General features: G+C 64.3%; 24 protein-coding genes. 21 read left to right on the top strand and 3 right to left on the bottom strand.

Going from position 1 to position 25212, the window contains the following annotated elements; translation table 11 throughout:
* Positions 1 to 18: 18 nt before the first annotated feature.
* The 16 genes from ACCC97_RS15630 to ACCC97_RS15555 all read left to right on the top strand — a co-directional run bounded on the left by ACCC97_RS15630 (position 19) and on the right by ACCC97_RS15555 (position 15251).
* Positions 19 to 1218: a cytochrome P450 gene (locus ACCC97_RS15630; RefSeq protein WP_413333727.1), complete on the top strand. Its 1200-nt coding sequence runs from the start codon at positions 19 to 21 to the stop codon at positions 1216 to 1218.
* A gap of 3 nt (positions 1219 to 1221) precedes the next feature.
* A complete protein-coding gene (locus ACCC97_RS15625; RefSeq protein ID WP_413333725.1) occupies positions 1222 to 2079 on the top strand; it encodes an SDR family NAD(P)-dependent oxidoreductase in 858 nt (285 codons plus the stop codon).
* Positions 2080 to 2098: 19 nt separating this feature from the next.
* Positions 2099 to 2935 carry an SDR family oxidoreductase gene (locus ACCC97_RS15620; RefSeq protein WP_413333723.1) on the top strand — a complete coding sequence of 279 codons (837 nt, stop codon included), beginning with the start codon at positions 2099 to 2101 and terminating at the stop codon, positions 2933 to 2935.
* Between the two features lie 39 nt (positions 2936 to 2974).
* Positions 2975 to 4177 carry an ABC transporter substrate-binding protein gene (locus ACCC97_RS15615; protein WP_413333721.1) on the top strand — a complete coding sequence of 401 codons (1203 nt, stop codon included), beginning with the start codon at positions 2975 to 2977 and terminating at the stop codon, positions 4175 to 4177.
* A gap of 10 nt (positions 4178 to 4187) precedes the next feature.
* Positions 4188 to 5282, top strand: coding sequence for a thiolase C-terminal domain-containing protein (locus ACCC97_RS15610; protein ID WP_413333719.1), 1095 nt, complete (start codon positions 4188 to 4190; stop codon positions 5280 to 5282).
* Between the two features lie 119 nt (positions 5283 to 5401).
* Positions 5402 to 6409: a tripartite tricarboxylate transporter substrate binding protein gene (locus ACCC97_RS15605; protein WP_413333717.1), complete on the top strand. Its 1008-nt coding sequence runs from the start codon at positions 5402 to 5404 to the stop codon at positions 6407 to 6409.
* A 5-nt stretch (positions 6410 to 6414) separates the two neighbouring features.
* Positions 6415 to 7962 carry an acyl-CoA synthetase gene (locus tag ACCC97_RS15600; RefSeq protein WP_413333715.1) on the top strand — a complete coding sequence of 516 codons (1548 nt, stop codon included), beginning with the start codon at positions 6415 to 6417 and terminating at the stop codon, positions 7960 to 7962.
* Between the two features lie 36 nt (positions 7963 to 7998).
* On the top strand, positions 7999 to 9192 hold the full coding sequence (locus ACCC97_RS15595; RefSeq protein WP_413333713.1) for a lipid-transfer protein: 1194 nt from the start codon (positions 7999 to 8001) through the stop codon (positions 9190 to 9192).
* 9 nt (positions 9193 to 9201) lie between these two features.
* The gene (locus tag ACCC97_RS15590; RefSeq protein WP_413333712.1) at positions 9202 to 9660 is read left to right on the top strand and encodes a MaoC family dehydratase N-terminal domain-containing protein; all 459 of its coding nucleotides are present in this window, start codon (positions 9202 to 9204) and stop codon (positions 9658 to 9660) included.
* Entirely contained in the window at positions 9657 to 10082 is a 426-nt protein-coding gene (locus ACCC97_RS15585) for a MaoC/PaaZ C-terminal domain-containing protein (protein WP_413333710.1), read from the top strand. The genes ACCC97_RS15590 and ACCC97_RS15585 overlap by 4 nt, the downstream gene beginning before the upstream one ends.
* A complete protein-coding gene (locus ACCC97_RS15580) occupies positions 10079 to 10873 on the top strand; it encodes an enoyl-CoA hydratase/isomerase family protein (protein ID WP_413333708.1) in 795 nt (264 codons plus the stop codon). The genes ACCC97_RS15585 and ACCC97_RS15580 overlap by 4 nt, the downstream gene beginning before the upstream one ends.
* Before the next feature lie 32 nt (positions 10874 to 10905).
* Positions 10906 to 11850 carry an SDR family NAD(P)-dependent oxidoreductase gene (locus ACCC97_RS15575; protein WP_413333706.1) on the top strand — a complete coding sequence of 315 codons (945 nt, stop codon included), beginning with the start codon at positions 10906 to 10908 and terminating at the stop codon, positions 11848 to 11850.
* Between the two features lie 11 nt (positions 11851 to 11861).
* A complete protein-coding gene (locus ACCC97_RS15570; RefSeq protein WP_413333704.1) occupies positions 11862 to 12674 on the top strand; it encodes an ABC transporter ATP-binding protein in 813 nt (270 codons plus the stop codon).
* Positions 12658 to 13374 carry an ABC transporter ATP-binding protein gene (locus tag ACCC97_RS15565; RefSeq protein ID WP_413333702.1) on the top strand — a complete coding sequence of 239 codons (717 nt, stop codon included), beginning with the start codon at positions 12658 to 12660 and terminating at the stop codon, positions 13372 to 13374. The genes ACCC97_RS15570 and ACCC97_RS15565 overlap by 17 nt, the downstream gene beginning before the upstream one ends.
* Position 13375: 1 nt before the next feature.
* Positions 13376 to 14248: a branched-chain amino acid ABC transporter permease gene (locus ACCC97_RS15560; RefSeq protein ID WP_413333700.1), complete on the top strand. Its 873-nt coding sequence runs from the start codon at positions 13376 to 13378 to the stop codon at positions 14246 to 14248.
* A 106-nt stretch (positions 14249 to 14354) separates the two neighbouring features.
* Positions 14355 to 15251 (top strand): branched-chain amino acid ABC transporter permease, encoded by an 897-nt coding sequence (locus tag ACCC97_RS15555; protein ID WP_413333767.1) that lies wholly within the window; start codon positions 14355 to 14357, stop codon positions 15249 to 15251.
* 3 nt (positions 15252 to 15254) lie between these two features.
* On the opposite strand, the gene ACCC97_RS15550 is transcribed toward ACCC97_RS15555, so the two are convergent.
* A complete protein-coding gene (locus ACCC97_RS15550; RefSeq protein ID WP_413333698.1) occupies positions 15255 to 16868 on the bottom strand; it encodes a GMC family oxidoreductase in 1614 nt (537 codons plus the stop codon).
* A complete protein-coding gene (locus ACCC97_RS15545; protein WP_413333696.1) occupies positions 16865 to 18376 on the bottom strand; it encodes a coniferyl aldehyde dehydrogenase in 1512 nt (503 codons plus the stop codon). The genes ACCC97_RS15550 and ACCC97_RS15545 overlap by 4 nt, the downstream gene beginning before the upstream one ends.
* A 127-nt stretch (positions 18377 to 18503) precedes the next feature.
* On the opposite strand from ACCC97_RS15545, the gene ACCC97_RS15540 reads away from it, so the two are divergent.
* Positions 18504 to 19562, top strand: coding sequence for an AraC family transcriptional regulator (locus ACCC97_RS15540; protein ID WP_413333694.1), 1059 nt, complete (start codon positions 18504 to 18506; stop codon positions 19560 to 19562).
* A gap of 11 nt (positions 19563 to 19573) precedes the next feature.
* On the opposite strand, the gene gcvA is transcribed toward ACCC97_RS15540, so the two are convergent.
* Positions 19574 to 20506, bottom strand: a complete 933-nt coding sequence (gene gcvA, locus ACCC97_RS15535; protein WP_413333692.1) for a transcriptional regulator GcvA — start codon at positions 20504 to 20506, stop codon at positions 19574 to 19576.
* A gap of 110 nt (positions 20507 to 20616) precedes the next feature.
* Here gcvA and ACCC97_RS15530 point away from each other — a divergent pair, with 110 nt between their 5' ends.
* From ACCC97_RS15530 to ACCC97_RS15515, 4 genes are read left to right on the top strand one after another with little or no spacing between them, the layout of a single operon-like run.
* Positions 20617 to 21498: an FAD binding domain-containing protein gene (locus tag ACCC97_RS15530; protein ID WP_413333690.1), complete on the top strand. Its 882-nt coding sequence runs from the start codon at positions 20617 to 20619 to the stop codon at positions 21496 to 21498.
* Positions 21499 to 21500: 2 nt separating this feature from the next.
* Positions 21501 to 21995 carry a (2Fe-2S)-binding protein gene (locus ACCC97_RS15525; RefSeq protein ID WP_413333688.1) on the top strand — a complete coding sequence of 165 codons (495 nt, stop codon included), beginning with the start codon at positions 21501 to 21503 and terminating at the stop codon, positions 21993 to 21995.
* Complete coding sequence (locus tag ACCC97_RS15520; protein ID WP_413333686.1) at positions 21988 to 24402, top strand: xanthine dehydrogenase family protein molybdopterin-binding subunit; 2415 nt, start codon at positions 21988 to 21990, stop codon at positions 24400 to 24402. Before ACCC97_RS15525 ends, ACCC97_RS15520 begins: the two co-directional genes overlap by 8 nt.
* A complete protein-coding gene (locus tag ACCC97_RS15515) occupies positions 24392 to 25207 on the top strand; it encodes an alpha/beta fold hydrolase (RefSeq protein ID WP_413333685.1) in 816 nt (271 codons plus the stop codon). The genes ACCC97_RS15520 and ACCC97_RS15515 overlap by 11 nt, the downstream gene beginning before the upstream one ends.
* Positions 25208 to 25212: the final 5 nt, after the last annotated feature.

The following is a 25212-nucleotide window of genomic DNA, read 5'->3' as shown; positions in this document are numbered from 1 at the left end:
GCAAAAAAGGAGACGAGCATGAGCGCAGTAGCCGCAACACAGATCCCCAACCTGGCCAGCCAGGATACCTTCGTGGACCGCGTGCCGCACGAAGCTTTCGACGCCCTCCGGGCCATGCCCGGCCTCTATTGGCAGCCGGCCGATCGCGGTACGCTCAGCGGCGGGTTCTGGGCCGTCACAAGGGCCAAGGACATCGCCGCGATCGAGAGCGATCCGGCGACCTTCACGTCCAACCACGGCCCCTACTTTCCCCTGCCTGGAAAGAATCCCGAGAACATCCTGTGGAATGACCCGCCCAAGCATGGTGAGCTGCGCCGCGGTGTGGCGAAGACTTTCGGGCCGCGCGTGGTCGCGAACTTCGACGGTTGGGTTCGGCCGATCGTGGTCGAGGCGCTGGATGCCTATACGGCCAAGGGCGGTGGCGACTTTGTACCCGAAGTGGCTGCGATGATTCCCTCGCGCGTCATGGCTCGGGTGATCGGCGTCCCTCGCAATGAGGAGCTGCGCGTGGTTAAGTGGACGTTCGACATCTTTGCCGCAATGCAGGTGCCCGATGGCGGCAAGACATTCTGGACGGTCAACAACCCGATCCGTGACTACATGTGGGAATTGCGCGCTGCCAAGCTGCGCGAACCGGCGGATGACATGGCCACGGCGCTCGCGCAGGCACACGAACGCGGCGAGTTGAGCGAGGGCGAGTACCGCTCGTTCACGAGCGTGCTGTTGTTGGCCGGTTTTGAAACCACGCACACCGTGATGGCCCAGGCGATGCGGATGATCGCGGAAGACGAGACGATTGCGCGAATGGCCGATGAAGCGGTGGCGGCCGGCACGACCGATGCGCTGATCGATGAGTTCCTGCGCTACATCACGCCGGCCATGAACATGGTGCGGGTTGCCACGCGGGACCTGGAGTTCGCCGGCACGAAGATCCGCGAAGGCGATGTGATGCAGCTGTACTTTGTCTCGGCGAACCGCGACTCCGAGATCTTCGAGGAGCCGCACCGTTTCAACCCGGCGCGTCCGAAGAACAACCACATGGCCTTTGGCGGCGGTTGCCATGCCTGTCTGGGCGCGCCCCTCGCGAAGCTGGAACTGCGCATCCTGTTCGAGGAGATGCACCGGCGCGGCATTCGCCTGCGGCCCAACGGCGAGCCCAAGCGTGGCCGCAACACGATGATCAATCAGTTGCTGTCGCTGCCGCTGGCAGTCGCCTGAGCCATGAAGACGCTGGACAACACCGTCGTCGTCGTCACCGGTGGAGCAGCCGGGATCGGTCGCGCGCTTGCGATCGAAGCGGCGGGCCGGGGGGCGGCAGTGATCATCGGCGACGTGCAGGACGCCCAATCCACGGTGGATGCGATTTCCGCTGCTGGCGGTCGAGCCGAATGGCGCCCTTGCGACATGACGCAGTACTCGGACGTCGCTGCCCTGGCGGCGCACGCCGTCGAGCGATTCGGCGGTATCAACGTGCTGTGCAACAACGCCGGCCGAGGCGTGCCGGGGCCGCTGCATTCGACTGACCCTTCTCTGGCTCGCCAGGTGCTGGATCTCAATGTGCTCGGCCTGTTCCATGGCATCCATGCATTCACGCCGCATCTGCAGGCGGCTGCGGCGGTCGGTCGGCCCGCTTTCATCTTGAATACCGGGTCTGAACATTCGTTGGGCGTGCCGCCGCACGTCGGGCCGATGAGCATTTACACGGCCAGCAAGTTCGCAGCGCTGGGCCTGACGGAAACAGCGGCAAGGGATCTTGCTCCGCTCGGCATCAAGGTGTCGCTTCTGACTCCCGGATGGGTGCGAACCGAGCGCGTCACAGCCTTGATTGGCGCCTCAGCCGAGGCCGCGGCGCGCATAGAGCCCTATGCGCAGGACTCCGCGGACGTCGCTGCAAAGGCGTTCGATGGCCTCGCTGCCGGGCACATGATCATCGCGACGAATCCCGCCAGCCGTGAGTTCGCGATGGCCCATGCCCGCCAACTGATGGCGGAAGTCCAACGCCTGCCGATGCAGGCGGAACAAAAACCGGCGACGGCGGCAAATGGAGTGCGTTGCCCCTTCATGCACGGCAATCCCTGAAACCCGAATGAACACGCAAATGACCAAGACCTGGCTGATCACTGGAACCAGCGGTGGCTTCGGGCGCGCGATGGCAGAGCAGCTCCTGGTCCGCGGTGACCGCGTGGCTGCCACCACGCGCAGCCTGACCTCGCTCGATGACCTTGCAACTCGCTTCGGCGAACGTCTCTGGCGCAGCGAGCTTGACATCACAGACAACGCCGACATCGTGCGCGTCGTCCAAAAGGCTGTTGCGGATCTTGGCCGCATCGATGTGGTTGTGAGCAATGCCGGCTACGGCCTCTTCGGCGCGGCCGAGGAAGTCAGCGATGAGCAACTGGTACGCCAACTCGACGTGAACCTTCTGGGCTCGATGCGGCTCGTGCGGGCGGCCTTGCCGCACCTGCGTGGACACGGCGGCGGGCGCATTCTGCAGGTATCCAGCGTGGGCGGACAGGTCGCGTATCCCACCCTCGGGGTGTACCACGCCAGCAAGTGGGGCATCGAAGGCTTCATTGAAGCGCTCATTCCAGAGGTCGCGCCCTTTGGCATCCAAGCCACGTTGGTGGAGCCAGGGGGCGCGCGTACGGATTGGGCAGGATCGAGCGCTGAGCGCGCACAACCGCTATCAGCCTACGAAGAGTCGACCGTCGGCGCGATGCGGCGCCGCATGGCGGCCGCCGGTCTAGGGGCTTTCCGTGGCGATCCGCAAAAGATTGCGAGGGCCATGATCGCCTGCGCAGACGAGCCGCAGGCCCCGCGTCGTCTGGCCCTGGGCAGCGATGCCTACGAAGCCCTGCATTCGACGCTGACGGCACGCCTCGCGGCGCTAGAGGCGCAGCAGGCGATCGCGTTCTCCACGGACGTGGATGCCTAGTCGAACCGCGACCTTAATCCAATCCACCGAGGAGACAAGATGACTATTACCCGATTCGCGGCCTGGGCCGCGGTCATGGCTGTGGCCGCCCATACGACAGCTTTTGCCCAGAAAAAGTACGACCCGGGTGCCTCGGACACGGAGATCAAGATCGGCAACACCGCCCCTTATTCCGGAGCGCTCTCAAGTGCCAGTTCCGGTCCGAAGGCGATGAAAGCGTATTTCGACAAGGTCAATGATGAAGGCGGCATCAATGGACGAAAGATCGTTTTCGTCTCGCTGGACGATGGCTACAACCCGCCCAAGACGGTGGAGCAAACCCGCAAACTGGTGGAGCAGGAGCAGGCACTGATGATCGTCGCGTCGATCGGCAGCCCGACCAGCGCGGCGGTGCAGAAGTACATGAACGCAAAAAAGGTGCCGCAGCTGTTCGTCGCGTCAGGCACGCGCAAGTGGGGCGATCCGAAAGCCTTCCCGTATTCGATGGGCTTCACGCCTGACTATTACAGCGAGGCTCGCATCTTTGCGCAGTACCTTCTCGAGACCAAACCGGCGGCAAAAATCGCAGTTTTCCACCAGAACGACGACGTGGGAAAGGAGTTCCTCGCAGGTCTGGAGGAGGGACTCGGTGCCAAAGCCAAGTCCATGATCGTAGGCCGCGCCAGCTACGAATTTACCGACCCAACCATCGACAGCCAGATCATCGCCCTGAAGGCCTCTGGAGCGGACACGTTGCTGAACGTCTCTTTTGGCAAGTTCGCCTCGCAGGCCATCCGCAAGACGGCGGAGCTGGGATGGAAACCGACCCATTACCTGATCAATGCGTCGAGTTCGATTGGCGGCGTCTTGCAGCCTGCTGGCGTGGACAGCGCTGTCGGCCTCATCAGCGCGAACTTCTTCCGGGATGCTTCCGACCCGCAGTGGCAGAAGGGAAAAGAATACGAAGAGTTCGTGGCCTGGGCGCGTAAGTACAACCCCAACGCCGATCTGAAGGATTGGCTGGTGGTCTGGGGCTACACGGTTGCGCAGGCCACGGTGCAGGTGATCCGCCAGGCGGGTGACAACCTGACACACGAGAACATCATGAAGCAAGCCGCCAGCCTCGATGTCACGTTGCCCATGCTGCTGCCCGGCATCAGCGTGACAACAAGTGCCGATGACTACTTTCCGTTGGAGCGCATGAAGATGATGCGATTCAATGGCACCTACTGGGAGCTGTTCGGGAAGGTCTACGGGCGCTGACCGAACTGTGATGGCCATGAACCGCAGCGTGCATGTAGTCGGTGTGGGTCGGAGGCCCTTCACCGCTCCGCAACCAGATATCAATGCGGCCGTGCTGGGTGCACAGGCGGCACGTGCGGCGCTCGCCGATGCTGCACTCGACGGCGATCAGGTGCAGCGCGCATTCGTGGCTTCGGCCATCCAGGATCTGAACTGGGCTTCCAGCGCGGTCTGTGCCGCGGAAATGGCCGGCATCCCGGCATTCCGGGTGAGCACGGACGATCTCGGCGGTGCCCACGCGCTGCACCGGGCCCGCGAGGCAGTGGCGAACTTTTCGGTGGAGTGCGCGCTCATCCTGGGGGTCCATGCGGGTGCCGCCTGCTCGAAGAATGGCGAGGCGCACGACGAGGCCCGATGTCGTGTCGCACGCACCTGCATGAGCCTGTGCGGGACGCGAAGGGAGACATTCGCACGAATCGCGGTGAAAGCCTGGCAGCATGCTGCGCACAATCCGCTTGCGACCGACCGACGTGCATTGGGGCTGTCGGAGATCCTGGATTCGGATGCGCTCTCAGATTCGCCGAGGGGCTTGCAATTCAGCGCACCTCGTGCAGGTGCGGCGGCCGTGATCCTGTGCAGCACGGATTTCGCGCGTCGTCATCGGCTCGACAAGCGGGTTCTGGTTGATGCGCAAGTCGTCGAACGAACGGCTGGTTCCCTCGATGTACCGCGCGCCAGCGAGATTGCCGCGCGCAAGGCGTACGCAGAAGCCGGCACCGGCCCGGAGCATCTAGACCTCGTTGAACTGCATGACGACTGCATTGCGAGCGAACTGCTTGCTTATGAGTCGTTGCACCTTGTGCCGAAAGGCGGTGCAGAACGATTCGTTCTCGAAGGCGAGAACACCTACGGCGGACTCGTGGTGATCAACCCTTCGGGGGGATTGCTCGGTCTCGGCAACGCAGGTGCAGCCAATGCGCCTGCGCAGTGCGCTGAGCTGGTGTGGCAGCTTCGCGGCGCCGCTCGCCGCCGGCAGGTGGAGGGCGCCCGCTCGGCCTTGCAGCATGCCATCGATCACGAGACCGGGACCTGTGTCGTCACGCTGTATCGGGCGGAAGTGCGGTGATGACACGTCAGGAATTCTCATGCAGCTTGAGCGTTTTTGCCTCGCGTAATCACGAACCCGCGCCTACATTGCAGCGGCGCTTTCTCCGCGCGCTCCCAAGACGGTACACAGGACTGACCATGCCCAAGCATTGCAACACGACGCCTTACGCCTCCCCGGCACTGCTTGGCCGCAGACTGCTTCTTGCCCTCGCATCGGCTTGCACGCTGATGGTTGCCGCGCCGGCAAGTGCGGCCGATGCCTTCCCGGTGCGCCCGATCACGTTGATCCTGCCGTTCCCAGCTGGCGGCGTTTCCGATGGACAGCTGCGTGCGCTCGCCGCCGCGGCCTCGAAGGACCTGGGCCAGCCCATCATCATTGTGAACAGGCCGGGCAATGGGGGTACGCTCGCGCCGGCCGCGATGGCCCGCAGCGCTCCTCCCGATGGCTACACGATCGCGCTGGCAGTGCGCACCTTGTTGCGCCTGCCTCACCTCAGCAAGGTGAACTACGATCCGCTGCACGACTTCACCTACATCATCGGTCTGAGCGGGTTCTCGTTCGGGATCGTCGTGCGCGACGATGCTCCCTGGAAGACGCTGAAGGGCATGCTCGACGACGCACGTGCCAGGCCCGGCGCCATCGCCTACGGCGCCACGGGTCGTGGCAGCAGCGGCCATGTCGCCATGGAACGTCTTGCCCGGGCGGCCGGTGTGCGCCTGAACTTCGTGCCCTACAAGGGGACGGCCGAGGTGACCAACGACCTGCTGGGTGGGCATATCGGCGTGTATTCGGACGCCGGCTGGGGAGGGGTGCTCGAGTCGGGCAGGGTGCGCGTCCTGGCCACCATGGGCGAGAACCGGCCGAAGCGCTGGCCGCAGGTCCCCACGCTGAAGGAGCTGGGCTACGACATCGTCGTGACTTCGCCTATCGGCTTGATTGGCCCGCGCGGCATGGACCCCGCAGTCGTGGCGCGCCTACACGATGCCCTGCACAAGGCGATGAGCGATCCAGCCTACGTTCGTGCGATGGATCAGAACGACCAGATACCCGAGTACCTGGGCAGCGAAGCCTATGCGCAATCCGCGGCGCGCGAATTCGCCCGGGAGAAGGTCCTCATGCAGGAATTGGGCATCACGCTGGAATGACGGCAATGTATCTCACCCAAGGTTTGCACCGCGCTGTGCAGCAGGTTCCGGAGAAGCCCGCAACGGTGTGTGCTGGAAGAACGAGTTCGTTTCGCGAACTGGCTGAACGCGCGAGCCGCGCGGCGTCCCTGCTGCAGGGACTTGACGTGCGCCCAGGTGACCGCGTCGCAATCCTGGCGCACAACTCGGACCGCTATGTCGAGTTGCTGTTGGGCGTATGGTGGGCTGGGGCGGTCGCGACGCCCGTGAACACGCGTTGGAGCGTGACTGAGATCGCGTACTCGCTCTCGGACTGCGGGGCTGTCGTCCTGGTGGTGGACGACACCTTCCTGCCGCTCGTCGATGCGATTCGGACTGCCGCAGCTGTGGTGCGCCGAGTTGTGCACGTCGGCGTGGCACCACGTGCCGAAGGGGTTCATTCCTACGAGGCTCTGGTGCAGTCTTGCGAGCCAGTCGCCGATGTGCGGCGCGGCGGCGAAGAACTGGCGGCCATCCTGTACACGGGCGGCACCACCGGCTTCCCGAAGGGCGTGATGCTTTCCCACGCCAATCTCTGGGGCGGTGCAGTGACGCGCCTGGCGGAAATGTTTAGTCCCCGTGACGGTGTGGCCTTGCTGGTGACGCCCTTCTTCCATGTCTCGGGTCTCTTCCGGTTTGTCATGCAACTGGTGCTCGGCGCCAGCAATGTCATCGAGCCGCAGTTTCGCCCCGAAGCCGTGGTCGAGGCGATCGAGCGTCACGGTGTGACCGACATCGTCGTTGTCCCCAGCATGCTGCAGATGCTGCTGGACGATCCGGCGTTCGATGCCGTGCGACTGCGCAACCTGCAGCGACTCTCGTACGGTGCGTCTCCGATGCCACCCGCGCTGCTCGATCGGGCCATGCGCGCCCTGCCTCACGTGGGTTTTTGCAGCTCATATGGCATGACTGAGACTTCGGGCGTCGTGAGTGTGCTGGGCCCGTTCACCGAGGCAGACCGCAAGGGAATGGGCGAGGTGACGCGTTCCGTGGGGCGTGTCGGTCTGGGCGCCGAACTTCGCATCGTCGACCCCGATGACCGTGACCTCCCGCCGGGCGCCGTCGGCGAAATCGTGCTGCGCGGGGTGGCGGTAATGCGAGGCTATTGGAACAAGCCTGCCGAAACCGCGGCCGTACTGCGCGAGGGGTGGCTGCACACGGGCGACGCCGGCTGGAGCGACGCCGCTGGCCACATCTACGTGGTCGACCGGCTCAAGGACATGGTGATCACTGGCGGCGAGAACGTCTACTCCGCGGAGGTTGAGGCGGCGCTGATGGCGCACCCGGCCGTCTCGTCGTGCGCCGTGATTGGCATACCCAGCATCCTGTGGGGCGAAGCCGTGCATGCCGTCATCGTTCTGCGGCCAGGCGCAACTGCCGATGGCGAGTCCCTGCGGGAGCACTGCCGCACACGTCTCGCGGGCTACAAGTGCCCCAAGAGCTTCGACTTCGCCGACAGCTTGCCGCTGTCGGCCGCCGGCAAGATTCTGAAGACCCGACTGCGCGACGAATACCTGTCCCGTGCAACCGTGTGACAGCCCACTTTTCTTAATTTCCTCCGAGGAAGATCGATGACCCACAAGCACCGTCCCGTCCATGTCGTGGGCGTCGGCATGATTCAGTTCACCAAGCCCGGCACCAGCGAGCCCTACAACATCATGGGCGCGCGGGCTGTGAAGCTCGCTCTTGAAGACGCCCGGTTGGATTACGACCTCGTGGACCAGGCCTACGTTGGCTACGTCTATGGTGATTCCACCGCCGGCCAAGCGGCCATGTACCAAGTCGGACTGAGCGGCATTCCCGTCTTCAACGTCAACAACAATTGCGCCACAGGCTCTAGTGCGCTGTTCCTGGCGCGCCAGGCCGTGGAGAGCGGGGCTGTGGAGTGCGCATTGGCCTTGGGGATGGATCAGATGGTTCCGGGCGCACTGAAGGGCGCCTTCGAGGATCGCCCTTCGCCAATGCAGCGCTTTGCCGAAACGATGGCCGCGCACCAGGGCTACGAGCCGCAAACTCCGCGGGCCGCCCAATTTTTCGGCGGCGCGGGGCGCGACTACATGGCGCAATACGGGACCAAGCCCGAGACCTTTGGTCGCATCTCCGTCAAGGCGCGCCAGCATGCAGCGCGCAATCCACTGGCCGTGTTCCGGCAGGAACTCTCGCTCGAAGAAGTGATGGCATCGCCCAAGGTGTTCGATCCACTCACGCGCTACCAGTGCTGCCCGCCCACCTGCGGAGCGGCGGCGGCCATCGTGTGCTCGGCCGAATTCGCGCGCAAGCACGGGCTCGACATGAGCGTGGTGATCGCAGCCCAAGCCATGACCACCGATACGCCCGCCAGTTTCGAAAGCAACGACATGCGCAAGCTTGTGGGCTACGACATGACGGTGGACGCCGTGAAGTGGGTCTACGAGCGGGCCGCCATCGGCCCCGAAGACGTGGACGTCGTTGAATTGCACGATTGTTTTACGGCCAACGAACTTATTTCGTACGAAGCGCTTGGCCTGACCGCGCCTGGAACGGCGGAGAAATTCGTGCTCGATGGCGACAACACCTATGGCGGCCGCTATGTCGTCAATCCCTCGGGCGGGCTGCTGTCCAAGGGCCATCCGCTCGGTGCCACCGGCCTCGCGCAATGCGCGGAACTGGTGTGGCAACTGCGGGGACAGGCTGAACAGCGCCAGGTTGAAGGCGCGCGCGTGGCGTTGCAGCACAACCTGGGGCTTGGCGGCGCTTGCGTCGTCACGCTTTACCAGCGCGCTTGAAGGGACGACGTGATCGACAAGCGTTTTATCGGGTGTGCCTTAGAGCCGTTCTCGATTGCAGTGGAACCCGGCCGGCTGAGGTTCTTTGCCAAGGCGACGAGCCAGCCAGACCCGGTGTACACGGACGAGGCGGCCGCACACGCCGCGGGGTATCGCGGATTGCCCGTGCCGCCAACCTTCCTGTTTTGCCTGGAGATGGACGGACCCAATCCGGCTGCCGTGCGGGAGCTTCTGGGCCTCGACTACCGCTTCCTGCTGCATGGCGAGCAGGGCTTCCGGTATCACGCGATGGCCTACGCAGGTGACGTGCTCACCTTCGCGCCGCGCATCGAGAACATCTGGGACAAGAAGGGGGGGGCGCTCGAATTCGTCGCGCGTGACACGCGCGTCAGCAACCAGGTGGGCATACACGTTGCGGACCTGCGATTCGTGACAGTTGTGCGCCACCCGACTGGAGCAAGCGCATGAAGGCCTTCGAATCCTTGCAGGCGGGGGCAGATCTACCGGTCTTCGAACCGGAGCCTGTTTCGCGACTTGTGCTTGCGCTCTATTGCGGCGCGTCAGGGGATCACAACCCGATTCATGTCGACATCGACTATGCCCGCGCCTCCGGCGCGCAGGACGTCTTCGCGCACGGCATGCTCTCCATGGCCTGGCTGGGCCACGTGCTCACGTGCTGGGTGCCTCAGCATGCGATCCGCAGCATGGACGTGCGCTTTGCGGCGATCACGCGAGTTGGCGAACGCATCCGTTGTGGCGGGCGTGTCACCGAGCTTGTCGAACAGGCGCCGGAGCGACTGGCCCGTGTGGCGCTCACTTGCACCAATGAGCAGGGCGAGATCAAGCTCGAAGGAGAGGCCCTGATTTTGCTACCGCAGGAGGCACCATGAGCGAACCCCGAAGCGTATTGCTCGACATCAACGATGGTGTTGCGGAACTGACGCTCAACCAGCCGGAGCGCCGCAATGCGCTCGATCCCGTCATGCGGGCGCAATTGGCGGACGCGATCTGTGCCGTTCGACGCGACCGCAACGTGCGCGTCGTGATCCTGACCGGCTCGCAAGGGCATTTCTGTGCCGGTGGCGATCTCCGGGCGCTCGCCGGCGCGGGCCTGGACAACGAAGGCTGGCTTCAGCGCTTCCAGGACATGAACGACTGGGTGCGCGACCTGATCTCGCTCGACCGGCCGGTGGTCGCGGCCGTGGATGGCATGGCGACAGGGGCCGGTCTGAGCCTCGCCCTCACGGCGGACTTCGTGCTCGCCACGCCGCGTGCGCGGTTCAGCGCGTCGTTTCTGCGCGTGGGTCTCGTGCCCGACTGCGGCTGCCTCTACACGCTGCCTAGAGCGGTCGGTGTGCAGCGAGCCAAGGAACTGATGCTGTCGGCCCGCGAATTCGGCGCCGACGAGGCGCAGCGACTGGGCATCGTCACAGAGATCGCCGCTGCCGATGCGCTGCTCGCCCGGGCACGTGCCATCGCCCGCAGCTTCGTCCAAGCATCGCCTGCCGCCGTGAGCATGATCAAGCGCAACCTGGCGCCGCAAGGCGGTGAACTGGCTGCCTTGCTGGATGCCGAGGCCCAGGCGCAGGCGATGGCCATGAGTACCCCGGGCCACCGCTTGGCCGTCAATCGCCTGCTGGAAAAGCAGGCCCCCCCTTACAACTGGCCCGCCGGCACATGACGGCGGCAGGGCCCACCAACAGGAGCAATCACATGGACAACACAAAATCAGCGCTGACAGGCGCCGAGGGCATTCTGCAAGGCAAGGTGGCTGTGGTCACGGGCGCGGGCGGCGGCATTGGCCGCGACATCGCCCTGGCCATGGCGCGCGAAGGCGCTCGGGTGGTTGTGAACGACATCGGCGCCGCTCTCAATGGCGAGGGCCGGGACGCGGGGCCGGCCCAGGCTGTGGCGGACGAGATCAAGGCGCTGGGCGGCCAGGCCGCCGCGAACACCGACAGCGTGGCCGATCCGGTCGCCGGCCGGCGGATGGTGGAGTGCGCACTGGATGCTTTCGGTCGCCTGGACATCGTCGTCAACAACGCCGGGATCCTGCGCGATGGCTTCTTCCACAAGATGGGCGACGACCAATGGGATGCCGTCATCAAGGTGCACCTGTATGGCAGCTATTACGTGAGCCGCGCGGCCGCCAATCATTTCAAGGAGCAGGGGGGCGGATGCTTCGTGCACATGACGTCAACTTCGGGGCTGATCGGCGAGATAGGGCAGGCGAACTACGCGGCTGCCAAGATGGGAATTGCCGCGCTGTCCAAGTCGATTGCCCTGGACATGTCCAAGTTCAATGTGCGATCCAATTGCATCGCGCCATTCGCCTTCAGCCGGATGATTGCCTCCATGCCCACGGATACGCCGGAACAACAGGCACGAGTGAATCGTCTGAAGGAAATGACGCCCGCAAAGATCGCTCCATTAGCAGTGTGTTTGGCGAGCGATCTTGCGGAAGACACGACCGGACAGATCTTTGCAGTGCGCAACAACGAGATCTTCTTGATGAGCCAGCCGCGGCCCGTGCGCTCGGTTCATCGCGGCGACGGCTGGACTCCTCGTAGCGTGGCTGAACATGCACTGCCTGCGCTGCGAGCGCAGTACCACAGCTTGGACCGCACTGTCGATGTTTTTCGCTGGGACCCAATCTGAGCAGCACCGCAATGGACCGCACGGCGCCTCGTGAGCCTTTGCTGCGCATTGACAGCGTGACGGTTCGCTTCGGCGGGATCGTCGCACTCGATGGCGTCTCGTTCAACGTCGAGCGCGGACGGGTCTGCGGATTGATCGGCCCCAACGGTGCTGGGAAGAGCACCTTGTTCAACTGCCTTTCGGGCCTTTACCCGTGGCAGGCCGGTGCGATCGAATTCAATGGCCACTCGCTTGCGCGCATGTCTAGCCACCGTCGTGCGGTGCTCGGGCTCGGCCGCACCTTCCAGAACCTTGCGCTGTTCGACTCGATGAGTGTGCGTGAAAACGTGCTTGTCGGCACCTACGCACACCACCACGCCGGCTTTCTGCTGGATGCGATCGGTGGCAAGCGCACACGAAAGGTGGAGAGGGACGCGGCCGAGCGGGCCGATGCTGCCATCGAGTTGCTGTCGCTCCAGGCCGTGGCGGACCGGTGCGTCGCTGCGCTGCCTTTTGGAACGCAGAAGCGGGTGGAGATGGCGCGGGCGCTGGCCTGCGAGCCGTCCTTGCTTCTGCTGGACGAACCTGCCTGCGGCCTGAACCACGAGGAGCTCGAGAGCCTCGGTGAGTTGATCGTGTCCCTGCGGGACAAGTTGTCCCTCGCCGTGCTGCTGGTCGAGCATCACATGGGGCTCGTCATGGGGGTTTCCGACAAGGTGGTCGCCCTGAACTTCGGTCGCCGCATCGCCGAAGGCACGCCGGATCAGGTGCGCAGGCACCCGGACGTGATCACTGCCTACCTGGGCGAGCAGGTTCATGGAGCGAACGATGGACAAGCTGCTTGAAGCGAAGGGCCTGCGGGCCTTCTATGGCCCTGTCGCCGTGCTGCACGGGATCGATCTCGACGTGGAGCGGGGCGAAGTGTGCGCACTTCTGGGCGCCAACGGCGCGGGCAAGACGACCACGCTGCGGGCGCTGTGCCGTACCAAGGTGCGGACCGAGGGAATCCTGAGCCTCGCGGGAGAGGCCATCGAGCGCAAGACGACTGAGCAGGTCGCCCGGCTCGGGCTCGGTCATGTGCCTGACGGCCGTGGCACCTTCCTTGGCCTGACCGTGGAGGAAAACTTACGGCTGGGTTGCTACTCGCGGACGGACCGGGCCGCTTGTGCCGGTGACCTGGAGCGCATGTACGGCTACTTCCCGCGGCTGAAGGAGCGGCGGCGACAGCAGGCAGGGACGCTCTCGGGCGGCGAACAGCAGATGCTCGCTATTTCACGGGCGTTGATGGCGAGGCCGCGCTTGCTGCTGCTCGATGAGCCTTCGTTCGGCTTGGCCCCCCTGATCGTGCGCGAGATCTTCGGCATCCTCGCGAAGATCAATCGTGAAGAGAGCGTGAGCATCCTGCTTGTGGAGCAGAACGCGCGCCTGGCATTGGAACTTGCGCAGCGCGCCTATCTGCTGGAAGGCGGCCGCGTCGTCGCGCATGGTCCCAGCGAGCAGATGCGGCAAGACGATGCCGTGCGCCGCGCCTACCTCGGAGATTGAGATGGAAGCGTTCCTGCATCAACTTGCCGCCGGCCTTGCGGCCGGCGGGGTGTATGCGAGCATGGCGCTCGCCCTGGTAATGATCTACCAGGCCACCCACCACATCAACTTCGCCCAAGGGGAGATGGCCACCTTCTCGGCCTTCATTGCCTGGGCTTTGCTGCAGGCGGGGGTGCCGTATTGGCTGGCCTTCGTGGCCACGGTACTGGTGTCGTTCGCCATGGGCGCGGCGGTCCAGTTTGTCATCGTCAGGCCCTTGGAGAAGGCGCCCGAGCTGAGTGTCGTGGTTGTCTTCATCGGATTGCTGGTGGTCTTTCACAGCATGGCGGGCTGGCTTTTCGGCTTTGACGTGAAGCGCTTTCCGAGCCCGTTCCCCGCAGACGCCTGGTTCGGCTCGGCGCTGCTCAGCGTGCATCAACTGGGCGCCATGGCCGTCACGCTGGCATTGGTCGCGATGCTGTTCGCGTTCCTGCGGCTGACGCCGTTGGGTTTGGCCATGCGCGCGGCTGCCGAGAACGCCGATTCGGCGCGGCTGCTCGGGGTGCCCGTAAGCCGCATGCTGATGCTTGGATGGGGCTTGGCCGGAGCGATCGGCGCGGTGGCCGGCATGATGGTCGCACCCACCTTGTTCCTCGACCCGCACATGATGAGCGGGGTGCTGCTCTACGCATTTGCCGGCGCGCTCGTCGGAGGCATCAACAACCCGGTGGGCGCCGTTGTCGGCGGCCTCGTGGTGGGGGTGGCAGAGAACCTGCTCGGAACCTATGTCATCGGCACGGAGCTGAAACTGCCGCTGGCCCTGGTGCTGATTGTGACCGTGCTGGTTTTTCGACCTGCGGGGCTGCTGGGCCGCGTGGTGGTGAAGCGTGTCTGATGGAAGATCGACCATGAATGCCATTCCTCCCGCCCTGAAGGCGCTGCCAACCGCACAGCCCGCGCAGGTTGATGTAGTGCGCTCGATCCCGCGGCTGTTCATTGCAATGTTGGTTCTGGCCGTGTCTGTGACCTTCTTCGCCAAGGGCTACCAGCTGTTCCAGGCCACCATGATCGTGAGCTACGCGATCGCTTTGCTTGGCCTGAATTTGCTGACCGGCTACAACGGCCAGATTTCGCTTGGGCATGGTGCGTTTTACGCGGTCGGTGCTTATGTCACGGCCATCCTGATGGACAAGTATGGTGTGCCGTATTGGGTGTGCGTACCGATCTCTGGGGCCGTCGCGCTGGTAGTGGGTTACCTGTTCGGACGTCCCGCCCTGCGGCTGGAAGGCCTGTATCTGGCGCTCGCCACGTTCGCGCTGGGGATTGCCGCTCCGCAGCTGCTGAAGTCCAGGCATTTCGAGCCGTGGACGGGAGGGTCCAGCGGCATCGTGCTGAACAAGCCCGAGGCGCCGTTTGGCCTTCCCCTTGATGCAGACCAATGGTTCTACGTGTTCTCTCTCGTGGTGGGCTTGCTAATGCTCTTGGTCGCCCGCAATCTCGTCAGTGGCGCCAGCGGGCGAGCCATGAGGGCGATGAGGGACCATCCCCTCGCGGCCGAGGCCATCGGCGTGCCGGGCAGCCACTGCAAGTCGGTGACCTTCGGCATCTCGGCCGGGTTTACGGGCGTGGCGGGATCCTTGTTCGCTGTCGCGGTCCAGTTCGTGTCGCCCGACACCTTCGCCATGTTTCTGTCCATCTCGCTGCTCGTAGGCATCGTCGTTGGCGGCGTTGGCACCCTATGGGGGGCGCTGTACGGGGCCGTGTTCATCATGTTCGTCCCCGATTTGGCCGAGAAGGTGTCTAAGGCAGCGCCGTGGGCAGTCTATGGCGTGGTACTCATCGTTTTCGTCTACCTGTTGCCGGGAGGCTTGGCCCGGCTGATGCGCCGCCGGGCCTGACTCTCATGCTCCATCGGTGCGGATCATGGCAGCCGCCTTTTCGCCGATCATGATCGCGGGCGCGCTGGTGTTGCCCCCCACCAGAGTCGGCATGATCGACGCATCCACCACGCGCAAGCCGCTCACGCCATGAACCCGCAACTCGGCGTCGACAACTGCGCCGGTATCGTGGGCCGGGCCCATCTTGCAGGTTCCCACCGGGTGGTACTGCGAGTCGGAGCGCTGTCGGATGTCGGCTTCGAGATGAGCCTCGTCGCCCGGACGCACCGGGTACAACATGCGCCGGCCGCGGTAGGGCGCCAGCGCGGGGTCGCCGAGGATGGACTTCATCAAGTGCGCGCCCTTGAGCATCAGTGCCATGTCGTCTGGATGGCTGAAGAACGCGGGGTCGATCACTGGAGCTGCACGCGGATCGCGGGAGGCCAGGGTGACGCTGCCGCGACTCTTGGGACGCAAGACCGACACGTGGCAGCTGAAGCCATGACCCAGGTGCATCTTGCGCGCGTGGTCGTCCACGATGGCCACCGCGAAGATCAGCTGCAGGTCGGGCACAGCCACGTCGGCGCGGGAGCGCGCGAAGGCGCCGGACTCGGCAAAGGGGCTGGTGATGAGCCCGGTGCGATAGCGTCGCCACTCGAAGATCGCTTTGACGATTCGCCCGATACCGCGCAGGGAGACCCCGAAGGTTGGCGTGTCGCTACGGGCGAACCAAGCCTGCACGTAGTCGATGTGGTCCTGCAAATTCTGGCCGACGCCGGGCAAGTTATGCAACACTGGAATGCCAACGCGCTGCAGTGCGTGAGCGGGACCGATGCCCGAAAGCATCAGCAGCTGCGGGGAGCCGAAGGTGCCGCAGCAGACAATCACCTCCCGGCGCGCGAGGACCGTGTGCAGCTGACCGCCTTTCAGGAACTCGACGCCCACGGCCCGACCCTCGTTGAAGCAGATGCGGGAGGCCACCGTGCCGGTTTTGACATGCAGGTTGGGCCGGCTGCGATGTGGGGTCAGGTAGGCGCTGGCGGCGCTGCAGCGCTCGCCGTTCTTCTGCGTCACCTGGTAGTGGAAGCTGCCGAATTGCTCGGCGCCGTTGTAGTCCTCGTTGCGAGAGACGCCCTGATTTGTCGCTGCCTGGAGGAAGGCCTGATTGATGGGACTCGGACTGCGCAAGTCCGCCACGCTGAGCGGCCCGCCTCGGCCATGGAAGTCGTCCGGTCCGAACCGCTCATTGTTTTCCGAGCGTCGGAAGTAGGGCAGCACTTCGTCGTACGACCAGCCGGGATTGCCGAGCTCGGCCCAATGGTCATAGTCCCAGCGATGGCCGCGCACGTACAGCATGGCGTTGATGGAACTGGAGCCACCCAGTACCTTGCCACGGGGCTGATAACCGCGCCGCCCGCCCAGACCATGCTGCGGCACCGTCTCGTAGGCATAGTTGTTCAGTCGGGTCGGCACCATGGCGACGACACCGGCAGGCGCGCGTATCAGGACACTCTGATCAGGCGGACCGGCCTCGAGCAGGCACACGCTGGTCTTGGCATCCTCGCTCAGGCGGGAGGCAATCACGCATCCGGCTGCCCCCGCACCGACCACGACGTAGTCGAAGGTCTGCTGGCTCATCGGGCGGAACTCCCCAAGGCCTGGGATGGCCGCGGCGGGGACGGCGACAGCGACGGATCGCCGCGTCCCAGCCAGAGGCGCAGGATCAACCGCTGCACGAAGCTGCCGTACGGTGGATAGAAGAGGCCCACGGGGAACCAGCGGTGGCGCTTGAAGACCGTTCGTGCATGCGACAGCTCGCGGAAGCCCTCCTCGCCGTGATAGCTGCCCATGCCCGAGTTGCCTATGCCGCCGAAGGGCGCGTCATGGTTCAGCACGTGCCAGCCCCAGTCGTTGATCGTCACGCCGCCCGAGTGCGTATGCTCCAGCACGCGACGCCGCGCGCGCGCGTCATGGCCGAAGCAGTACAGGGCCAGCGGGCGCGGGCCGGCATTGATGATGCCGAGCGCGTCGTCGAGGCTGTCATAGCCCAACACCGGCAGGATAGGGCCGAATATTTCTTCTTGAGCGATCCGCATGTCCTGGCGCACACCTGTGACGATATGCAGGGGAACGCGCCTGCCGGCCCCCGGCTCGGCACAGGCAATCACATTGGCACCCTTGCTTCGCGCGTCATCCAGCAAGTCCCGGATGCGCTGACCGTGGCGTTCGTTCACGATGGCGGTGTAGTCCGGGTGATCACAGACGCTCGGGCCGTAGAGCCGTGCAAAGGCATCCTTCACGCCCTCGACGAACGCTTCTACCTGCGCCCGCGGCACGAGTGCGTAATCGGGTGCGATGCAGATCTGCCCGGCGTTGATGGCCTTTCCATGTGCGATCCGGCTCGCGGCATCGCGCGGATCACATCCCGGCAGCAACAATGCAGAGGACTTGCCGCCCAGCTCGAGCGTGACGGGAGTCAGGTTTTGGGCCGCTGTGCGCATCACAGCGCGTCCGACCGAAGGCGAGCCCGTGAAGACGATGTGATCGAAGGGCAGGGCGGTGAAGAGGTTCGGGTCCTCCAATTCCGCACCCACTACCGCAACCCATTCCTCAGAAAACGCTTCCGCCAGCAGGGTTGCCAGCACCTCATTGGTGGCAGGCGTGGATTCCGAGAGCTTGAGGAGCACGCGATTGCCGGCTGCGAGAGCGGCCGCGAGCGGCCCCAGCGCCAGGTAGACCGGAAAGTTCCAGGGCGCGATCACGCCCACCACGCCTTTGGGCTGATAGTGCACGCGCAGGCTGTTGCTCATGAACAGCAGTTCGGTCGATCGCCGGCGCGAACGCATCCAGCGGCCCACATGCGAAAGAGCGTGGTTGATCTCCAGCACCGAGCCCAGCACATCCATCATCTGGGTTTCGGCGGGTGCCCGGAATCCAAAGTCGCGGCTGATGGCGGCCACCAATTTGTCCTGATAGCGCAGCAACTGGCTCTTCAGTGTTCGGAGATGCGTCTTTCGCTGTGTGTCGCTCGGAAAGGGTTGGGCGGCAAAAGCTGCCCTCTGGCGATCGAAAAGCCCGCGCAAGCGCAGCTCGGTTTCCATGGAAGTGTCTCCGGTCATTCGTCGGTTGGATGGGCGCTCGCACATGCCGCAGGGTCGTGGGGACAGGGGTGGCGTGTGGGCGAGCGAAATCTACGGATGACGCAGGGCTTCAACGAGGTCTCATACTGCCAACAGAGGTCATAAATTGCCAAGCTCAATGCAACGGTGTCAGATGCAGTCCGCCGGCTTCGAACTGGTAGGCAGCTATGGAATGGAGTTGGAGGCGCCTGTGCACTCGGTGCTGGGCCTGGGCGCGCTCCTGGCCGAAATGGCTGGCCAGGGTGTGAGCGCCGAGGTGGTGCTCGGCGGGTCGGGGCTGGAAGCGGGGCAGTTAGTGGACCCCGAAGTGCGCATGTCACATCGACAGAAGATCACGATCTTCCGCAACGCACAGCGAATGGCCAAGCTGCCCGACGTCGGTCTGCGTGCCGGCGCGCGGCAGCGCCTGAGCGACTTCGGTGTGTACGGCTACGCGCTGACCAGCAGCGCAGCCTTCGGCGACGCAGTGATACTTGGCATGAAGTACCTGAAGCTGGCGGGGCCGGTGGTCCACAAGCGCTTTCGTCTGCTGGGCGATACCGCACTGCTCGAAGGAGCCGACGTTCTCTCGCTGGGTCCGGTGCTGCCGTTGGCCACCGAGTTCTGGCTCGCCTCGATGCTCCAACTCGCGACCAACATCCTCGCGGCACCGTTTCCTTCGCAGTGCCTGCGCCTGCCCTATCCGCGTCCGGTGCACGCCGCTGCTTATGAGCGCATGTTCCGATGCCCGGTGCACTTCGGCGCTCCACGTATCGAATGGGAATTCGACGCCGCCGTGTTGCGCATGGCTTGTCCCGGCGCGAATCCGGTGACGGCCAAACTTTGCGCGAGCTTTTGCGACCAGATCATGAGGAGCCAGCCCGAGGGCGGAGGACTCGGTAATCAGATCCGCGCCGCTTGTCTCAGCAACCAAGGCAGGATGCCGAATGCCGATGCGGTAGCTCGATCACTCGGCCTGTCGGTGCGGACCATGCACCGGCGACTGGCCGAGGACGGACTTGGTTTCCAGGCCATCGCCGACGAGGTTCGACAAGCCATCGCTGCGAGCCTGCTGAGAAACTCTCCCTTGTCGATCGACGAGATTGCCGAGCGCGTAGGCTTTTCCGAAGCCGCAAACTTTCGCAAGGCATTTCGGAGGTGGACAGGTCTTAGTCCGACGCAGTACCGCCAGCAGGTGCCTGCGAAGTCATAGATACACGGTGACTACAGGTCCCAGCCTTGCGACCGAGCCCATTCCTCGATGGAGCTCTCCGTGTCGCGCCCTTCCTGCTGGAGCCACTCGCAGAACTTGGCGATGAGCGGATAGGCGTCCGATTCAGACGGGAAACTGGCGTAATAGTCGCGGCGCTTGATTCCCAAAGGGCCGAAGGGTGCACACAACTTGCCGGCGATGATTTCGTCGAGGACCAGGAACAGCGGCACGAGCACGATACCGAGGCCCTCGCAGGCTGCCTGCAATGCGAAGTACATCTGCTCGAATTTCAGCGTGTTTGCAGGACGCAGATCCGCAACGTCAGCTGATTGCAGCCACTCCTGCCAAGGGTAGGGTTCGGTTGCATAGCTGATGGCCGTGAACCGCGTGATGTCCTTCGGCTCCAGCAGAGTCCCTCCGTTCAGTGCATCCACGTGACAGACAGGGAGGATGTGTTCCGACATGAACCGCACCGCGCCGCAGTCCAGGGGGGCTTCATGGGCACCTCGGATGGCTACGTCGTACAGGTTGGCTTGGAAGTTCGGCCGCTCCATCGAGGTCGAGAGCCGGATCTCGACGTCCGGTCGGCGGCGCTGGAAGCCTGACATGCGGGGGATGAGCCAACGCATGGTGAAGGTGGGTGGAGCGCTCACTCGCAGGCTGGTCGGCGACTGCTGCTGCAGCATGTACATCGAGGCCAAGGCCAGTCGGTCCAATGCGGCGCTGACTTCGGGAAGATAGCTGCGACCGGCGTCGGTGAGCGTCAGTTGCGAGGAAGACCGCCGGAACAGTGGTCGACCGAACCAATCCTCGAGCAAGGCTACCTGCCGGCTGATCGCGCCGTGAGTGACGCTGAGTTCTTCGGCAGCCTTGGTAAAGCTGACGTGTCTCGCCGCGGCTTCAAATGCACGTACCGCATTCAAGGGCGGGAGTTTTCTGATCATGACCTGTTTATTGTGGCGAAAGGTGTTCCGGCAGTCGAGTGACTTTAGCTCACGCCACGTGAAGAATCGTCCTTTGCCGCGATCGCCCGGCGTGTCGATGATCGGCAGTCATGAAAGCAGCCCCGTTCGACTACATCCGCGCCGAGAGCGAAGCTCACGCGCTGGAGGTCCTGCAGCAGCATGGCGCCGACGCCAAGCTTGTGGCAGGCGGCCAGAGTCTGGTGCCGATGATGGCCATGCGTCTTGCTCGGCCCTCGGTGCTGGTGGACATCAACCGACTGACTGCGCTGAAAGGTGTGGAGAACGCCGCCGACGCCGTCCGGATGGGTGCCTGCACTCGCCAGCGCGATGTCGAGCACGATCAAGGTCTCCGGTCTCGACTTCCGCTGGTTGCGCAAGCGCTGGCCTGGGTCGGCCACATTCAGACGCGCAATCGCGGCACCGTGGGCGGCAGCCTTGTTCACGCCGATCCTTCCGCCGAACTGCCGCTGGCGGCCAGCGTGCTGGCAGCCCGGCTGCACCTGCGCAGCCAAAACGGCGTGCGCGTCGTGGATGCGGCGGAGTTTTTCCAGGGCCCGATGTTCACTGCCACTGCCGAGACCGAATGCTTGGTCGCCATCGATTGGCCGGTCTGGAAGGGCGCGCACACAGGCAGTGCCTTCGACGAGACCAGCATCAGGCACGGTGATTTTGCGATGGCATCGGCCGCCTGCCAGCTGCAGCTCGATGAGGCTGGTGTCTGCCGACGAGTCGCCCTCGGCTTCGGTGGCGTGGACGGCACGCCGATGGTGTTTCCCGAGCTCGCCTCGCAACTCGTCGGCCATCGCATCACTGCGTCGGCCGCGCGCGAGATCGCCCACTCGGCCTCGTCGCGCTGCGAGCCGGGCGACGACATCCATGCCACCGCCTCTTTCCGCCGCCACTTGGCGGCGGTGCTGGGCGAACGGGTCCTGCTGAAGGCCGCCGAAAACGCTCGCGGTGCGAGCCACTGACCATGAACGATCTGAACAGACTTGTAAACATCCGCATTGCGGTCAACGGCCGCGAGCACCAGCGGGCCGTCGAACCCCGCACGACTCTCGTCGATTTCCTTCGCGACGAACTCGGTCTGAGCGGTACTCACGTCGGTTGCGAGCACGGAGTCTGCGGTGCATGCACCGTGGTGTTCGATGGCGAGCCCGTGCGTTCCTGCTGCATATTCGCCGTGCAGGCCGACGGTTCGTCCGTCACTACGGTCGAAGGCCTGGCGCCGGAGCGTGGAAAGCTATCTCCGCTGCAGGACGCCTTCTGTGAGAAGCATGCGCTGCAATGTGGCTACTGCACGCCGGGCATGCTGGTCGCTTGCCAGTCGCTGATCGACAAGGTTCCGCATCCCACGGAGGCTCAGGTGCGCGAGGCAATCAGCGGCAACCTGTGCCGCTGCACGGGCTACAAGCAGATTATCGACGCCGTTCTTCATGCGACGGTCCAGGATGCATCCCATGGCTGAAACACAATTCCGGTACATCGGCAAGCATCGCCGCGCGGTGGAGCATCGGCGATTCGTGCTAGGTCAGGGGCATTTCGCAGCGGATGTGAGGCGTCACGACACGCTTCACGTAGCGATCATCGCCAGTCCCTATGCGAGCGCGCGCATAGTAAAGATTGAGGAGAGTGCGGCGCTCGCCGTTCCCGGAGTGCACGCTGTGCTCACGGGCGAGGAGCTTTGCGCTGCGACGCTGCCGCTGCTGGTGGGGGTCGATGCTCCTCAAGTCGAACGGTTTCCACTTGCCACCGGCGTGGCACGTTATGCCGGCGAGTGGGTGGTTGCCGTCGTCGCGGAAACGCGTGCGCTCGCCGAAGACGCTGCGGAACTGGTGCACATCGATTACGACTCGCTGCCGGCGGTCGTCGACATGGAACGTGCGATCGAGCCCGACTCCCCCATCGTGCATCCGAAGTTCGGCTCGAACACGATCTTCCGCCGCAAGTTCACCTGGGGAGCAGTGGCAGACGACTTCGCTCGGGCTCGCCACACGCTCAGCTACCGCGTGCGCTGGGCGCGCAGCGCAACCGTGCCGATCGAGACCTTCGGTGTCACCTGCGAATGGAACGAGTCGCAGCAGATCCTCGATGTATGGGCCTCGATCCAGATGCCCAAGTTCCCCGATCAGCTCGCCAAGGCGCTCAAGCTGCCCGGAAACGCTGTGCGGGTTCACTTCGATGTGGATGTAGGCGGCAGCTACGGCGTCAAGCGCGGCATCAAGCATGCCGTGCTCGCCGGCTACCTGGCGCGCAAGCTCGGGCGACCCGTGCGGCTGATAGAGGATCGACTGGAGAACATGCGCGGTGGTGACATGCAGGGCCCCGACCGTGCCTTCGACGTCACGATGGCGTTCGACGAGCAGGGCGTTATCCATTCGATGAAGATGCGGGCCATCGACGACATCGGTGCCTACTCCGGCCGGGCGCCGCTGCAGTTGGGCAAGCCGGTGGGCGCCATTGTCGGTCCTTACCGCATGGCGAGCGTCGAGTACGAAGCGATCTCGGTGCTCACCAACAAGACGCCGCAGGAGGCAGTCCGCGGTTTCGGTCAGGCGCCCACCAACTATGCCATCGAGACGGGAATGGAAAAGGTCGCCCGCTTCCTCGGTTTGGACCGCGTGGAACTGCGGCGTCGAAACCTGATCGCCAAGGACGAGTTCCCTTACCTCATTCCGAGCGGAACAACTTACGACTCCGGCGACTACGCCACCGTGCTGGATAAGGCCCTGGGCGTCGTCCCGATGGCCCAGCTGGAGCGAGAGCGCGACGCGCTGCGCAGCCAGGGGCTGCTGGCGGGAATCGGCGTTTCCACTTGCCTCGAGCCATCGGGGGGCAACTCTTCTTTCGAGCCGTTGTTCAATCCGAAGAACGAGACCACGACGTGGATGGACTCCTGCCTGGTGCGCATCGATCTGTCAGGCGCCGTGACGGCGCTGATGGCTACTTCCACCTCGGGGCAGGCGCATGAAACACTGGTCTCGACGGTGGTGGGCGAAGTCCTGCAGATTCACCCCGATAGCATCCGAGTGCTGCACGCGGACTCGTTGAGCGCGCTGCCGTCCAACAGCCCGGTGGGAAGCCGCATGGCCATCATGCTCGGCGGGGCTGCAGCCGGCGCAGCGAAGATTCTCAAGGCGAAGGTGCTCGCCATCGCTGCTCACAATCTGGGCGTCCCGCTCTCGTCGGTGGTCTATGACGGCGGTGCCGTGTTCGTGGCGGAGGAACAGCAGCGGCGTCTGGGCTGGGAGCAACTGGTCGAGATCGCTCACCGCAAGTACCACCAACTGCCGCCCGGCATGGAACCTGGGTTGCAGGAAAAGTTCGTCTGGCAAGTTCCCACCGGAGGCAAGATGCCCACCGAGGATGGCCGGGTGCAGATGTATCCCTGTCATTCGTTCGAGAGCCATGTGGTCCTCGCAAGCGTCGATCCCCAGACTGGCAAGGTGAAGCTGCATCGCTATTCGGTGGGCCACGACTGCGGTGTGATGATCAGCCCGGACGTCGTGCACGGCATGACCTACGGAGGTGTCGCGCACGGCCTTGGCGCCGCGCTGATGGAGAAGTTCACCTATTCCGACGATGGGCAATTGCTGTCGGGCACGTTCATGGACTACTTGCTGCCCAGTGCGGAAGAGGTGCCGAACGTGACCATCGTCGATCACTGCACACCTTCGCCGCTGACGGAGTTCGGCCAGAAAGGTTCCGGCGAGGCCGGCTACCTGGGCAGCGCCGCGGCGATCTCGGCGGCCGTCAACGATGCGCTCGAACCGATGGGCGCATCCATCGACGCACTGCCGATGACGCCGCAAGCCATCTGGACCGTCATCGAGCAGCGCAACGGTGGAAAAGCCGGAGATAACCATGCGACTTGAATCCACACTCATTCCCGCAGAGGGCTTTCACGGGAAACTGGCGGTACACACCGCCGGCCCTGTCGGCGCTCCGGCGGCCGTGCTGGGACACTCGATCCTGGCTTCAACGAAAATGTGGCGCGGCCAAGTCGAAATGCTGCTTGAGCTGGGACTGCGCGTCGTGAGCATCGATACCCGAGGCCACGGAGCCTCAGACGAGCCGCCTCCGGAATGCAATCTGGACGACCTGGTTGCCGACAACATTCGCGTGCTCGACGAGTTGGGCATTGCACGGGCGCACTTCATCGGCGTATCGCTGGGCGGGATGGTGGCGCTCGGTCTCGGCATTCTTCACCCGAATCGCGTCGCCAGCTTGATCGTCTGCGACGCCCGTGCGGATGCGCCACCGGCATTTGCAGCTCCCTGGGACGAGCGGATTGCGATGGCCCAAGAGCATGGCACCGCTGCACTCGCGGACTCGACTGCTGAACGCTGGCTCGGTTCCGGCTTCCTCGAACGCCGGCCAGAGGTCGCACGAGAGGTGAAAGAGATGATCGCCGGCACTTCCGTCGGTGGTTTCGCCGCCTGCGCGCGAGCCTTGCAAGGGCTGGACTACCTGGGTCGCGTCGGGAGCATTGCGGTGCCCACGCAATGGATAGTCGGTGCCAACGACGGTGTCCTGCCGGACGCTATGCGGCACCTGCAATCACTCGTTCCCAGCTCGGCCCTCGACGTGATCGAAGGCGCCGGACATCTTCCAAATGTCGACCAGCCTACTGCGTTCAACGACGTTGTGGCGCGCCGGCTGCACTCTCTGATCGCTTAAGGACT

Source organism: Variovorax sp. Varisp85, from assembly GCF_047304045.1.
GTDB lineage: Bacteria > Pseudomonadota > Gammaproteobacteria > Burkholderiales > Burkholderiaceae_C > Variovorax.
Note: the sequence above shows the minus strand (reverse complement) of the source record. Positions and strands in the feature narration are given on the sequence as shown.

Excerpts from the sequence above, each read along its gene's own strand:
- ACCC97_RS15620 (WP_413333723.1), top strand. The coding sequence starts at position 2,099 with ATGACCAAGACCTGGCTGATCACTGGAACCAGCGGTGGCTTCGGGCGC.
- ACCC97_RS15525 (WP_413333688.1), top strand. The coding sequence starts at position 21,501 with ATGAACGATCTGAACAGACTTGTAAACATCCGCATTGCGGTCAACGGC.
- ACCC97_RS15560 (WP_413333700.1), top strand. The coding sequence starts at position 13,376 with ATGGAAGCGTTCCTGCATCAACTTGCCGCCGGCCTTGCGGCCGGCGGG.
- ACCC97_RS15610 (WP_413333719.1), top strand. The coding sequence starts at position 4,188 with ATGGCCATGAACCGCAGCGTGCATGTAGTCGGTGTGGGTCGGAGGCCC.
- ACCC97_RS15570 (WP_413333704.1), top strand. The coding sequence starts at position 11,862 with ATGGACCGCACGGCGCCTCGTGAGCCTTTGCTGCGCATTGACAGCGTG.
- ACCC97_RS15515 (WP_413333685.1), top strand. The coding sequence starts at position 24,392 with ATGCGACTTGAATCCACACTCATTCCCGCAGAGGGCTTTCACGGGAAA.
- ACCC97_RS15520 (WP_413333686.1), top strand. The coding sequence starts at position 21,988 with ATGGCTGAAACACAATTCCGGTACATCGGCAAGCATCGCCGCGCGGTG.
- ACCC97_RS15530 (WP_413333690.1), top strand. The coding sequence starts at position 20,617 with ATGAAAGCAGCCCCGTTCGACTACATCCGCGCCGAGAGCGAAGCTCAC.
- ACCC97_RS15595 (WP_413333713.1), top strand. The coding sequence starts at position 7,999 with ATGACCCACAAGCACCGTCCCGTCCATGTCGTGGGCGTCGGCATGATT.
- ACCC97_RS15630 (WP_413333727.1), top strand. The coding sequence starts at position 19 with ATGAGCGCAGTAGCCGCAACACAGATCCCCAACCTGGCCAGCCAGGAT.
- ACCC97_RS15605 (WP_413333717.1), top strand. The coding sequence starts at position 5,402 with ATGCCCAAGCATTGCAACACGACGCCTTACGCCTCCCCGGCACTGCTT.
- ACCC97_RS15565 (WP_413333702.1), top strand. The coding sequence starts at position 12,658 with ATGGACAAGCTGCTTGAAGCGAAGGGCCTGCGGGCCTTCTATGGCCCT.
- ACCC97_RS15550 (WP_413333698.1), bottom strand. The coding sequence starts at position 16,868 with ATGAGCCAGCAGACCTTCGACTACGTCGTGGTCGGTGCGGGGGCAGCC.
- ACCC97_RS15580 (WP_413333708.1), top strand. The coding sequence starts at position 10,079 with ATGAGCGAACCCCGAAGCGTATTGCTCGACATCAACGATGGTGTTGCG.
- ACCC97_RS15575 (WP_413333706.1), top strand. The coding sequence starts at position 10,906 with ATGGACAACACAAAATCAGCGCTGACAGGCGCCGAGGGCATTCTGCAA.
- ACCC97_RS15545 (WP_413333696.1), bottom strand. The coding sequence starts at position 18,376 with ATGTGCGAGCGCCCATCCAACCGACGAATGACCGGAGACACTTCCATG.
- ACCC97_RS15600 (WP_413333715.1), top strand. The coding sequence starts at position 6,415 with ATGTATCTCACCCAAGGTTTGCACCGCGCTGTGCAGCAGGTTCCGGAG.
- ACCC97_RS15625 (WP_413333725.1), top strand. The coding sequence starts at position 1,222 with ATGAAGACGCTGGACAACACCGTCGTCGTCGTCACCGGTGGAGCAGCC.
- ACCC97_RS15555 (WP_413333767.1), top strand. The coding sequence starts at position 14,355 with ATGTTGGTTCTGGCCGTGTCTGTGACCTTCTTCGCCAAGGGCTACCAG.
- ACCC97_RS15540 (WP_413333694.1), top strand. The coding sequence starts at position 18,504 with ATGCAGTCCGCCGGCTTCGAACTGGTAGGCAGCTATGGAATGGAGTTG.
- ACCC97_RS15615 (WP_413333721.1), top strand. The coding sequence starts at position 2,975 with ATGACTATTACCCGATTCGCGGCCTGGGCCGCGGTCATGGCTGTGGCC.
- ACCC97_RS15585 (WP_413333710.1), top strand. The coding sequence starts at position 9,657 with ATGAAGGCCTTCGAATCCTTGCAGGCGGGGGCAGATCTACCGGTCTTC.
- gcvA (WP_413333692.1), bottom strand. The coding sequence starts at position 20,506 with ATGATCAGAAAACTCCCGCCCTTGAATGCGGTACGTGCATTTGAAGCC.